Annotated in this window: 6 protein-coding genes; 3 read left to right on the top strand and 3 right to left on the bottom strand. The window is 62.7% G+C overall.

Going from position 1 to position 13,024, the window contains the following annotated elements:
• Positions 1–3 precede the first annotated feature (3 nt).
• On the bottom strand, positions 4–5,979 hold the full coding sequence (locus LSO07_RS01335) for a YDG domain-containing protein (protein ID WP_191909561.1): 5,976 nt from the start codon (positions 5,977–5,979) through the stop codon (positions 4–6).
• Positions 5,980–6,312: 333 nt separating this feature from the next.
• Positions 6,313–8,319, bottom strand: coding sequence for a sensor histidine kinase (locus tag LSO07_RS01330; protein ID WP_191909560.1), 2,007 nt, complete (start codon positions 8,317–8,319; stop codon positions 6,313–6,315).
• Between the two features lie 80 nt (positions 8,320–8,399).
• Here LSO07_RS01330 and LSO07_RS01325 point away from each other — a divergent pair, with 80 nt between their 5' ends.
• Positions 8,400–9,101 carry a response regulator transcription factor gene (locus LSO07_RS01325; protein WP_151091967.1) on the top strand — a complete coding sequence of 234 codons (702 nt, stop codon included), beginning with the start codon at positions 8,400–8,402 and terminating at the stop codon, positions 9,099–9,101.
• Between the two features lie 314 nt (positions 9,102–9,415).
• Here LSO07_RS01325 and LSO07_RS01320 read toward each other — a convergent pair whose 3' ends face one another.
• Entirely contained in the window at positions 9,416–9,889 is a 474-nt protein-coding gene (locus tag LSO07_RS01320) for an Lrp/AsnC family transcriptional regulator (RefSeq protein WP_151091965.1), read from the bottom strand.
• Between the two features lie 161 nt (positions 9,890–10,050).
• On the opposite strand from LSO07_RS01320, the gene glmS reads away from it, so the two are divergent.
• Complete coding sequence (gene glmS / locus LSO07_RS01315; protein WP_034782627.1) at positions 10,051–11,880, top strand: glutamine--fructose-6-phosphate transaminase (isomerizing); 1,830 nt, start codon at positions 10,051–10,053, stop codon at positions 11,878–11,880.
• 182 nt (positions 11,881–12,062) lie between these two features.
• Positions 12,063–12,977 carry a TniQ family protein gene (locus LSO07_RS01310; RefSeq protein ID WP_191909559.1) on the top strand — a complete coding sequence of 305 codons (915 nt, stop codon included), beginning with the start codon at positions 12,063–12,065 and terminating at the stop codon, positions 12,975–12,977.
• Positions 12,978–13,024: the final 47 nt, after the last annotated feature.

The raw sequence follows: 13,024 nt of genomic DNA, 5'->3' as shown, positions 1-13,024 counted from the left end.
GTGTTATTGATTTACGTTGAGCATGTTGGCGGGCAGCTTGACGCCGCCCAAGACGACTTGCAGGGCCGGGCCACGGCTGCCGATCTGCATGGTGGTGTTTGGCGAGGCATTGCTGGCGGCAGCCGTGCCGGCCGGGCCATCCGTCTGCGTGACGGTGATGGTGGGCGCGGCCGCCAGCGTGCCGGGACGCGTATCGGCAAAGCTGCCCAGCACTTGCGCCTGCAGTTGCACCACGGCTGCCTGGGCCGGCGGCGGCAGGCTGGCCGACGTCAGGGTCAGGGCGCCGGCATTGCCCTCGGCTTGTACGAAGGCATAGTCGTTCGAAGCCAGGCCGCTGCCGCTGATGGCGTAATTGCCAGCCGGACTGCTGGCCGCGGCCGGGCTGGTCCAGGCCAGGCTGCCGCTGGTGGCATCGGCCAGGGTATCGCCGCCCAGCAAGCCGCTGACCTTGCCGCTCAAGCCATCGGGCGTGCGGCCGCCCGTCAGGCTGGTAGCCGTGGCCGTCAACAGCAAGCTGGCCTTGGCGATATCGGCCGTGATGTTGCCCGGCTGCACGATGGTGTAGTTAGCCGCGTCCGCGCCTTGCAAGATGTAGCCATCGATGATGACGGTCTTGGCGCTGCCGGCATGCTTGTCGGCAAAGGATGCGCTGCCGCCGGCGACGCGCAGTTCATCGTCGCCCAGTGCCAGCACGCTGGCCTTGCCTGTCAGTGTGGCGCCCGTGGTGGCGTCATACACTTTATTCGCCGCGGCCACGCCGCTCACGGTGACAGTAGCCTTGCCGATATCGGCCGTGACCTTGCCCGGTTGCACGAGCTCATAGTTGCCCGCGTCCGCGCCTTGCAAGACAAAGCCGTCGAGGGTGACGGTTTTGCCTGTTCCGGCGTGCTTGTCGGCAAAGCGGGCATTGCCGCCCGTCACACCAAGCTGGTCATCGCCCAGCGCCGTTACTTTGGCCGCGCCCGTCAGGGTGGCGCCGGTGGTGGCGTCATAGACTTTATTCGCCGCTCCCACGCCAGTGATGACCACGCTGGCTTTGTCGATGTCGGCCGTGACGTTGTTCGGTTGCACCAGCACATAGTTGGCCGCATCCGCGCCTTGCAAGGCAAAGTCGCTCAGGGTGACGGTCTTGCCCATGCCAGCATTCTTGTCGGCAAAAGATGCGTTGCCGCCGGCGACGCGCAGTTCGTCGTCGCCCAGCGCCAGCACGGTGGCCGTGCCCGTCAGGGTGGCGCCGGTGGTGGCGTCATACACTTTGTTTGCCGCACCCACGCCAGCGACGGTGACGCTGGCCTTGCCGATGTCGGCCGTGACCTTGCCCGGCTGCACCAGCACATAGTTGGCCGCGTCCGCACCCTGCAAGATAAAGCCGTCGAGGGTAACAGTCTTGGCGCTGCCGGCGTTCTTGTCGGCAAAAGATGCGCTGCCGCCGGCGACGCGCAGTTCGTCGTCGCCCAGCGCCAGCACGCTAGCCGTGCCCGTCAGGGCGGCGGTCGTGGTGGCGTCGTAGACTTTATTCGCCGCAGCCACGCCAGCGACGGTGACGCTGGCCTTGGCGATGTCGGCCGTGACGTTGCTCGGCTGCACTAGTATATAGTTGGACGCATCCGCACCCTGCAGGCTGTAGCCATCAATGATGACGTTCTTGCCCTGGCCTGCGTTCTTGTCGGCAAAGCGGGCCACGCCGCCGGCCACGCTCAACTGGTCGCCGCCCAGCGCTTGTACGCTGGCCTTGCCCGTCAAGGTGGCGCCGGTGGTGGCGTCATAGACTTTATTCGCCGCGGCCACGCCAGTGATCACCACGCTGGCCTTGCCGATGTCGGCCGTGACGTTGTTCGGCTGCACCAGCACATAGTTGGCCGCATCCGCGCCCTGCAAGGTAAAGCCGCTGAGGGTGACAGTCTTGCCCATGCCGGCGTTCTTGTCGGCAAAATGGGCGGTGCCTCCGGTTACGCTGAGCTGGTCATCGCCCAGCGCTAGCACGCCGGCCTTGCCCGTCAGGGTGGCGCCCGTGCCAGCGTCATAGACTTTATTGGCCGCTCCCACGCCCTGCACATACAGCGTGGCGCGGTTGATGGTGGCGCTATGCTTGCCGCCCTCCAAGGTGTAGTTGCTGGCCTGGCCCGTGCTGCCGTCCGCCAGCGCCAGCGTGCCGTTGGCCATGGCCTTTTTTCCACCCGCGTTTTTGTTGTCGAGGATACCGCTACCCGACAGCAGCAGGTTCTCGCCTTGCACCAGGCCGTTCAGTGTCAGCAGACCGGCCGCCATGCTGGCGCTGCCGTCATAGGTGCGCGTGCCGTTCAGACTGATGACGGCCCGGTTGATCGTCAGGGCGCCCGCCTGCAGATCGATGTCATACCCTTGTTGGCCGGAATACAGGTAGGTGCCGACGGCGTTGTAGAGACCGGCATCGCGGATGGCGCCGTACAGGCTATTGTTTGAGGAAAAGATTTGCCCGGAACCGGCAGCGCCAGCGACCGAATAACGGGCATTGGACAGGCCGCCCGCATAACTTTTTCCATCGTAAGTCTTGCTGACAGCATCCGAGGTGACGGTCAGGGCGGTCAAGAAGCTGCGCAGCAGCGGCGCTGTCTGGCCTTCATAGATGCGCCAGATGGCATGGCTGCCGGCGGTGGACGCCATGTCCCAGCCGTCGAAGCTGGCTTGCGAACGCATCTGCGCAGCGCTCAGGCCGCGCACATTGCTCAGCGTGCCTTCGTTCTCGGCGATGCCGGCTGCCAGGGACTCGCCGCGCCAGAAACTGTCGCGTACCACGCCCGCGTTGTAGCCGACCAGGGCGCCCGTGCTGGCATTGCCGTGCACCTCGCCCGTCGCGTAGCTGTTGCTGACGCTATCGGTCGAGCGGGAATTGTAACCGAGCAAGCCGCCCACATCGCGGTCACCGCTCACCGCGCCGCTGGCGTAACTGTCGGCGATCGTACCGCTCTTGTTGTAGCCGACCAGGCCGCCCGCATTGTCTTCGGTGGCCGTGACATTGCCGTTGGCATAGCTGCCGCGCACGGTGGCGACAGCACCATCATAGCCGCGATTATCCCCTACCAGGCCGCCGATATTGCGCAAGCCGCTGGCATTGCCGCTGGCATAGCTGTCGATGATGCTGCCGCTATTCTGCCCGGCCAAGCCCCCCACTTTGCCACTGCTGCCGCTGACGGTGCCGCTGGCATGGCTGGCGCTGATGGTGCCGTCGAAATTCTCGCCTACCAGGCCACCGACACTGCTTTCCCCGTTGACGGTCGTCGTTGCGTAGCTATTGCTGACCAAACCTGCATTCGAACCGACCAGGCTGCCGACGGCGAAGGCGCCGTTGACGCTGCCACCGAGCAGGCCGATATTGCTGATGAGCGAAGTCCTGTCTGTATAGCCGATCAGGCCCGCATAGTCGTCGCTGGGGCGGTTGATATACAGGCCGCTGATGGTATGGCCCTGGCCATCCAGGCTTCCTGTGAACGCGTTATGGCGCGTGCCGACGGGAACGAAGCCGGTGCCGCCCCAGACATCCTTGCCGTTCGCCGTGCCGCTGGCGTCGATGTTGCTACCCAGCACATACGCGGCGCCTGGAGCCATGGCCATCAATTGCAGTTGGTGGGCATTCTGGATGGTGGTCGAGTACTCGGATGCCAGCATCGGATATGTGGCGCCGGCCGCGCCACCGGCATTGTTCAGACCGCCGTCCACGTTGACCAGCACCCAGTTGTTGCCCGTTGCGCCAGGCGTGGTGGTGAAATTGAATCCCGTAAAACTGCTGGCCGTGCGCATTTGCGCATCCGTCAAGCCAGTGCCGCCACTCGAGCTGGCCTGGCCAGTGCCGCTGATGGACCAGAAACTGTTGCTGACCTTGTTGGAATAGGCATTACTGCCAATCAGGCCGCCGACGCCGTTGCCGCCACTGGTGAGGACCAGGCGGCCCGTGGCGAAGCTGGTGTCGACACTGCCCCAGTTGATGCCAATCAGGCCGCCAATATAAGTCTGGCCCGCCACGCTTCCCGCGGCATAGCTGTTGCTGATGCTGCCGTTATTGCTGCCGACCAGGCCACCTGTCTGAGCCTGGCTCCTGACGGTGCCGGTGGCGTAGCTATTATCGATGCTGCCATTGTTGCGCGCCACCAGACCGCCGCTGACGGAGTAGCTGTCGACGTCGAGCGCAGCATAGCTGTTGCGGATGGTGCCTGCGTTTGTGCCGACCAGGCCGCCCGCTACATACGTGGCCCAGATACTGCCGCCATTCAAGCCCACATTCTGGATCAGGGCATCCTTGGTGGTGATGGAAAACAGGCCGCTGCCCTGGTTGCGCGAGGCTCGCATGCTGAGTTGATTGATCGAGTGGCCGAGCCCATCGAACACGCCGCTAAAACCCGTGTCGCCGCCGAGTGGTGCGAAGCCAACGCTCCAGCCGGCCTGCCAGCTGGCTGCGGCGGAGGCGTCGATATTTGCGCCCAGCACATAATTGCCATCCAGCTTGCCATTAATGCCTTGCAAGTCGGTGCCAGTGACGCTGCCGGCTGCTCCCAGGGTGGTAATCACCGTGTAGTTGGTGCGCACGCCGTCCGCGCCCAGTTTGGTGCTGAAGTTTTGCCCGGAGGGCAAACTCACCTGCGCGCCGCTGCCCAGCTGATACACGGCCGTGTTGCCGGCGGCAGCAGCGCCCTGGCCGTATTCCAGCGCCAGGCTGGCCGTGCCGGAACCGTTCAGGTTGGCATTGATATTGATGTTGCGCTGGGCGTTCAGGGTCAGCTGGTTGGCCGACCAGCTGACCTGGTCGTTGACGTGCACGTCGCCCGCCGTGCCGCGGCTGCCTTGCGTGCTCTGGATGACCACATTGCCGTTGCGCAGATTGTTCGTCAGGGCGGCGCCGCTGATGTCGCCGCCGCTGGCGGCGATGGTGAAGTCGACCGGGTCGATCAGCCAAGTGCCGGCGCGGCCCGACGGTGCTGCCGTGCTGATGCGGGCGTCGTTGCCGATCTTCACGTGGGCGGCACTCGTTTCGATGAAGCCGCCATTGCCGCCAGCGGCGGCGCTGGCGTCCAGGGTGCCGGCCACATGGGTGATGCCGGCGCTCATGCCGCCGAGCAGGATGATGCTGCCGTCGCGCTGTTCCACGCCGCGCGCTTCGATGACGCCCGTGTTGTTGACGACGCTGGCCAGCAGCGAATCACGGGCACCTGCGCTCATCAGCACCTGGCCGCCATCGGCGCGGATCAGGCCGCCGTTCTCGGCCAGGTTGTTCAGGGTGCTTTGGTCGATCTGCAACTGCAGCAGGCGCGCACCGTCAAAGCTCAGGGTGGCGGCGCTGCCGGCGCCCAGGGCGACCGTGCCGAGGCGGGCCGCAATGCTGCCGTGGTTGCTCACTTGCCGGCCCAGCAGGGCGACATAGCCGCCGTCGGCCGCGCGCAGCGTGCCTTCATTGACGACCTGGCCAGTGCCATTGCCGCTAAACGCATGCTTAGCGCCGCCCAGGCTGGCGTTGTCGACGTCGAGCGTCGAGGCCACCAGGCCGCCCACATTGACTTGCGCGCCGCGGCCGAACAGCACGCCGTTCGGATTGATCAGGTACACCTGGCCATTCGCGTTGACCCTGCCGAGAATTTGCGTGCCATTGCTGTCGAAGATGCGGTTGACGGCCAGCGCGCCAGCCGAGGGCTGGACGAAGTTGACGGTTTCATTCGCGCCCACGTTAAAACTGTTCCAGTTCAGCGCTGCCTGCTGGCTCGATTGCCTGATCGTGGTGCTGTTGCCCTGCTGGCTGATACTGGCCGTGCCTGCCATGACTTGCCCACCCGTGGGCGCGGCCTGCGCCGGCCCTCCCAGCGCCAGCGCCGTCATGGCGGCCGCTGCCGCGGCCAGTTTGCGGCGGCTGCCCTTGCCGCGTCCGCGCGAGGTTTCCGCGACGGCGACCCAGGCGTTCAAGACGTGGCTCCAGACGAGGCGGTAGATGTGATTCAACGATCCGTGACGGTGCATGCGATGTCCTTGTTGAGATGAATGGGGAAACGCCCGCGCGTCAGCTGGCATGGCCGGGCTGGCGCAAACGGGAAGTGGGGAAAGAACGGGTCAGGAACGCGGCGCGAACAAGGAGTGGCCGGTGCGGTGGCTGGCGAGTTGGTTGTGATACATGTTTTCCCTGTGCTGTGCGTGGACGGCGTCCGTTAGCGGCTGTATTTGTTGCTTTTTTAGATACGATCGTTATAAAAAGCTACAAAAATTTCTGAGCGGAAAGATATCAGAACGGAGAAATTTAAAATTGAGCAAACCTGAGCGATTCCCGACTGATTTAGTCGGGAATGCAGGAGAGAGTCAGACGGGCAGGCGCAGAACGAAACTGATGGTGCCGTCGTTGCCGGCGCTGGCCAGCGTGACCTGGCCGCCGTGCAATGCGGCGATGCGTTGCACCAGATACAGGCCCAGCCCGGCGCCGGGCTTGTGCTGGGCGATGCGGCCACGGAAATATTTCTGGAACAGGCGCGGGATTTCATCGGCAGGCAGCGGCTCGCCGTCGTTGCTGACGGCAATCTGCACGTGGCCGTCCTCGAGCGTGCCGGCCTGTACGCGGATCGCCAGGGCTTGCGGCGCGTGCCGGTCGGCATTGCTGAGCAGGTTGCGCAGGGCCACGCGCAGCAGGCTGGCATCGACTACGGCGCTGGCGGGCAGCGCCTGCACACTGGCCTCGATGCGGCCCGGCGGCCACTCGGCCAGCACGGCCGTCAGCAGGGCGGGCAAGTCGCACGGCAGGGGCCGGAAGGTTGCCGCGCTCGTTTCCATGCGGTCGGCGCTCAGGTATTCATCCACCAGCGCCGTCATGCGGCCGCTGGCTTCGCGCAAGTTCTGGCAGCGCTGCAAGGTTTTTTCCCGTGGCGCGTCCGCGTTGCGGGCAATTTGCTGGGCCGTGGTATTGATGATGGCCAATGGCGTGTGGAATTCATGCGACACCATGGCAACGAAATCCTGTTGTTCTTCGCGGGTGCGGGTTTCCACTTCCAGCGCGGCGCGCAATTCGCCCTCGAGCGCGGCGCGCCGGCCGATTTCCTGCCGCAGCGCCACGGTGCGCAGCGCCACCTGCTCTTCCAGGCGTTCATTCAGGGCGCGCACGGCGCTGACCGCCTCCGCTTGCGCCCGGTCCTTGGCGCGGCGCAATTCGGCGTAGCGGCGGTTGAGGCGCAGGCTCATCAGCATCATGTGCACGAAGGCACCCAGGGTGGCCGCGTGGTTGGTCCAGAAGTTCGGTGGCACGATGGCCATATTGCGCAGGAAACTGATCACTACTCCCGCGTAAAAGATGCCGAAGATAAATAGGAAGGCATGCGCCGGTCGATGCCCGCGCAGCGCCAGCCAGCTGGCCAGGGCGATGAACAGCACGATCAATGGCAAGGCCGTCATTTGCACGACGAGGACGCCAGCGGCATAGTCGCCATGCAGCACCAGCAGCGCACCGCACAGCGCGGCAGCGGCCGTCAAGCCCACCACGACGCGGCTGAAGCGGGGAGACAGAGCGGGCAGTTCCAGTTGCAAGGTGGAAAAACGCGCGCCGACGGCGATGGACATCGCCATCGACACGCCCAGCATGGGATCGGACAGCCAGTTCGGCATGTTGAAGATTTGCTGGGGAATGGCGATCGTCAGGGCTTCCGTCGTGGCATTCGTCAGCACGTACAGCAGATACCAGCCGCTGTGGGCTTCGCGCGTCATGCGCCAGAAAAAGATATGGAACAGGATCAAGAGCAAATAAGTGCCGAACTGTAAGCCGTAGTACAGGTATTCGCGGCGCGAGGCGTTGTCGAAGGCATCGCTGGGCAGCAAGGTCAGCTCCGTCGACATGGCCTTTTTGCTGTGCAGGCGCACCAGCCAGCGCTGTGGCGTATCGGCTTGCAGGCGCAGCGGAAACACCACCTGGCGCGCATCGATGGGCCAGTTGCTGCGCGCCACGTCGGCGCCCGCCTCCTGCAAGATCCAGTGGCCCGCCGCATCCCAGCGGTATAGCCGCACATCGTCGAGCACTGCGTTGCTGAAACGCAGGACCCATTCATCGGGGGCGGCGGCCGCGCGTGCCACGTCCAGGCGCAGCCAGACGGCGTCCTGCGTGTAGCCGGCGCTGACGGCGCCGGGCAAGGTGCGCCAGCCGGGCGCCGCCAGTGCCGCATCGGGGCCCAGCCTGCCCGTGGCATCGCGCAGCATCTGCAGGTGGCCGCTGGCGGACACGGGCTGCCCGCTGGCCGGCAGCAGCAGCGGCGCAGGCACGGGCGCTGCTGCTGCAGTGTGGGGGAACAGGGTGGCGAACAACAGGCAAATGGCGAGCAGGATTTTCATGGCGAGGCAGCTTACCACGGCCATCGGGGCAGTCAGAAAGACAACTTCCCGGCCCCACGGCGATCGGTTATCCTTGCGCCATGTTGAACCTCATCCTGCTTGAAGACGAAGCCGTGCTGCGCCACGAGCTGACCGAGTTTCTCGGCGATTGCGGTTACCGCGTCAGCGCCGTGGCCGACCTGGCCGCCTTCCATGCCTGCTACACGCCGGCCCTGCACCGCATTGCCATCATCGACCTCGGCTTGCCCGATGGCGAAGGCATGGTGCTGGTGCGCGCCTTGCGCGAGCAGGGGCAGCCCATCGGCATCGTCGTGTTTACGGCGCGCGGGGCGACGCAGGACAAGGTCAACGGACTGGGCGGTGGTGCCGATTACTACCTGCCCAAGAGCGCCGACCTGGACGAACTGGCCGCCACCCTGGGCGCGCTTGCACGGCGCCTCGGCGCGCCCCTGCCCGCCGCCGTGCCGCCGCCCACCACGGCGTGGGTGCTGGAACTGGGACCGCGTCGCCTCTTGCCGCCCGGCTGTGGCGCCATTGCGCTGTCGCAACAGGACGTTACCGTGCTGCACGTGTTGATGGCCGAGCCGGAACGCATCGTCAGCCGCCAGCAGATCGTGCAATCGCTGGGCGAGGATTTTCTCAGCTACGACCAGCGCCGCCTGGATACCCAGATCAGCCGCTTGCGCCGCAAGGCGGAACAGGCGGCGGGCCTGGCCTTGCCCATCAATACCGCCCGCAATGCCGGCTACCGCTTCTATGCGGACGCCGAAGTGCGCCCCTGAGTTTCCCGCCTGCCGCCGCGAAAGCGCTGTGGATAAGCCTGTCGATAAGTAGGCTAGCAACTTGTTGGCAAGCTGTGTGCAGCCGGTGCACAAGTTTGCCTTACCGCATCTTTACACGCTTTTCATGCTGCTGCGGCACCGCGTGGACCAGGTGACGGTGGCGCCTGCCTTACTCCCCCTGCCAGCCGGCCATGGCCAGCCCTCGTCACACTTGTGTATAAACCTGTGGGCAAGTACGGCATAAGCAGTGGAAAAGCACCGTATAAATCTGTGGGCAAGCGGTGGGCAAGCAGTGGACAAATACAATCGATGAATCACACGGCGATGCGCGTCTCGAATTTGCTGCGGAACGTGGAAAAATAACTCTTCACGTTGCGCACATTCGCGTGCGCGGCGAACAGGCGGTGCGCCAGCGCGTGATAGGCGGGCATGTCGGCCACCTGCACCATCAGCACGAAGTCGGGCCCGGGCGAGACGCGGTAGCATTGCAACACGGCGGGCTCGTCCGCCACGAGTTGTTCGAATTCCGCCATGCGTTCCGCCGCCTGCACGTCGAGCGTGATTTCCACGATGGCCGTCAGGCGCGCGCCCACCAGCTGCGGCGCGACGATGGCCACTTGCCGCTCGATGACGCCGCTTTCCCGTAAATGCTTGACCCGCCGCAAACAGGTGGGCGCCGAAACGTGCACCGCCTGGGCCAGCTCGCTGTTGGTTTGCGATGCATCAATTTGCATGGCGTTCAGGATGCGACGATCGATCTCGTCGAGGGTAATGTTGCTATCGTTCATGATTGTGATGAATTGGAAAATAAATCGATTCTAAATGAAATAATATTTCACTACAAAATGACAGTGAAATATTCGGTCAAAAACACACGGATTTAGAAAGCATATTTCATTCACTCTGCATTAGCATGCGTGCATTGATTAAATTTTAGACAGAGGTTTCCATGTGCGGCATCGTCGGCGCGGTAGCGCAACGTAATATCACTCCCATCCTGGTCGAAGGCTTGAAGCGCCTGGAATACCGCGGCTACGATTCCTGCGGCATCGCCCTGCATGCGGATGGCCGTCTGCAGCGTTCGCGCTCCACCTCGCGCGTGGCCGAGCTGGAAAAGCAGATCGCCGAAGAAGGCTTGAGCGGTTTTACGGGCATCGCCCACACGCGCTGGGCCACGCATGGCGCCCCTGTCTCGTTCAATGCCCACCCGCACTTTTCCCCAACGGAAGAGAATGCCCGCGTGGCGCTGGTGCATAACGGCATCATCGAAAACCATGACGAACTGCGCGCCGAACTGACGGCCCTCGGTTACGTCTTCCAGAGCCAGACGGATACGGAAGTGATCGCCCATCTGGTCGAGCACATGTACAACGGCGATTTATTTGAAACCGTGCAACAGGCCGTGAAACGCCTCGACGGCGCATATGCGATCGCCGTCTTCTGCCGCGACGAACCGCACCGCGTGGTCGCCGCGCGCCAGGGCTCGCCCCTGATCGTCGGCCTGGGCAATGGTGAAAACTTTGTCGCGTCGGACGCCATGGCGCTGGCCGGCACGACCGACCAGATCATCTACCTGGAAGAAGGCGACGTGGTCGACCTGCAACTGTCGCGCTGCTGGATCGTCGACGTCGATGGCAAGCCCGTCGAGCGCGAAGTGAAAACCGTGCATGCGCACACGGGCGCGGCAGAGCTGGGCCCGTACCGCCATTACATGCAAAAGGAAATTTTTGAACAGCCGCGCGCCATCGGCGACACGCTCGAAGGCGTGACGGGCATCATGCCGGAACTGTTCGGCGACGACGCCTATAAAATCTTCAAGCAGATCGACCGCGTGCTGATCCTCGCCTGCGGCACCAGTTCGTATGCGGGCATGACGGCCAAATACTGGATCGAGTCGATCGCCAAAGTGCCCGTCAGCGTGGAAGTGGCCAGCGAATACCGCTACCGCGACAGCGTGCCGCACCCGAACACGCTGGTCGTCACCATTTCGCAAAGCGGCGAAACGGCCGACACCCTGGCCGCCCTGAAACATGCGCGCAGCCTGGGCATGCAGCACACCTTGACCATCTGCAACGTGGCCACCAGCGCCATGGTGCGCGAATGCGCCCTGGCCTACATCACGCGCGCCGGCGTGGAAGTGGGCGTGGCCTCCACCAAAGCGTTTACCACGCAGCTGGCCGGCCTGTTCCTGCTGACCCTGTGCCTGGCGCAAGTCAATGGCCACTTGAGCGAAGAACAGGAAGCGGCGCACCTGAAAGCCATGCGCCACCTGCCCGTCGCCATCGCTTCCGTGCTGGCGCTGGAACCGCAGATCATCGCCTGGTCCGAAGAGTTCGCCCGCAAGGAAAACGCCCTCTTCCTGGGCCGCGGCATGCATTACCCGATCGCCCTGGAAGGCGCGCTGAAGCTGAAGGAAATCTCGTATATCCACGCCGAAGCGTATCCGGCCGGCGAACTGAAGCATGGCCCGCTGGCCCTGGTGACGAATGAAATGCCCGTCGTCACCATCGCGCCGAACGACGCCCTGATCGAAAAGCTGAAATCGAACATGCAGGAAGTGCGCGCCCGCGGCGGCCAGCTGTACGTGTTCGCCGACGTCGATTCGCGCATCAGCTCCGGCGAAGGTCTGCACGTCATCCGCCTGCCCGAGCACTACGGCGATTTGTCGCCGATCCTGCACGTGGTAGCGCTGCAATTGCTCGCGTATCACACGGCGCTGGCACGCGGCACGGATGTGGACAAGCCACGCAATCTGGCCAAATCGGTGACGGTGGAGTAAGCAGGCGGATTGCGCCTTTCTCTGACTAGAACAAATAAAGTCAGTCGGAAAACAATAAAGTTGGTCGGATTTTTAGCCAACATATTCGGTGACTCCGAGGTTTTCCGCCAGCTGTCTTTGTTGATGACAAACAGGTCGGAGGCGTTTTATTAGCTTCCGGCCGATGTGGGTAGGTGGCGCATTTGGATTTTATTGATGTAGAACCCCTTCCTGATGAATTGGCGCACAGTATCATTGCGCGCCTAGCATTCTTGAATTGCTGTGATAGCGATACCCTTATTGCAAAGCTCGCACGTTTCTACGGTATACCTAAGTCATCAAGCCATGTTTCAGTGGTCGCCCAGACACTGGGCTACCGAAACGCGGAGTTTTTGAAAATGCATACCTTGCACCCCCTTCTGTATGCTGTAGATAGGGGGACTAACCTGGTAGATATTGTAAATAGAAGGGCCGGTTTTCGAACATTCTTTGGCCCAAAGATCAATACTGCCGCCAATTACTGCGCGCGCTGCTCAGAGCTCGATCGCCATGTGCATTCGATGTCTTTCTGGCGACGCGCTCACCACTTGCCATCGGTGGATTGGTGCCCTGTTCATTATTGTGGCCTAGAGAGCTATCGTATGCTCCACACTGAGTACCCTACATCTGACTCAAAGACCGTAGGCGCACCAACGGTCTATGTCGAGGGTACTGAACACGCCGCTAATCCTGTCCTGCGCCGCTATAGTGCCTTGCTCATGGTTTGGAGGGAGAAAGAAGTCCCGTATCGTTCACGTGATATATGTGATCTCATCCTCGACGCTTGCCTCCATCAAGGAATTGGGATCACGAAGGGCGACAGCCAAAGTTTACTAAGCGACGCCTTGGTAGAGGCTCTGCCCCATTCTTGGCTTGTCAAATTTATGCCGAGATTGTCAAACAAGACTAAAGGGACGGTGGACTGGGTTCTCGACAAGTACTTAGAGCAAAGATTTGCATACCTGACCATAAAAATGGTTGCGTTGCTACTTTCTTATCTTTTCGATTCGATTGAAACTATCGATTCGCATTTGAACATGGGGTCCGGCTGCGTCAACCGGGATTTTGAAAAAAATTGACTGTTTCAAACTGCACGCACGCCCTATAGCAACTTTAGTTGAGAAGT

The organism is Janthinobacterium sp. PLB04, assembly GCF_021165895.1.
GTDB classification, from domain to species: Bacteria; Pseudomonadota; Gammaproteobacteria; order Burkholderiales; family Burkholderiaceae_D; genus Janthinobacterium; species Janthinobacterium lividum.
This window is presented reverse-complemented; position numbering and strand designations above follow the sequence as displayed.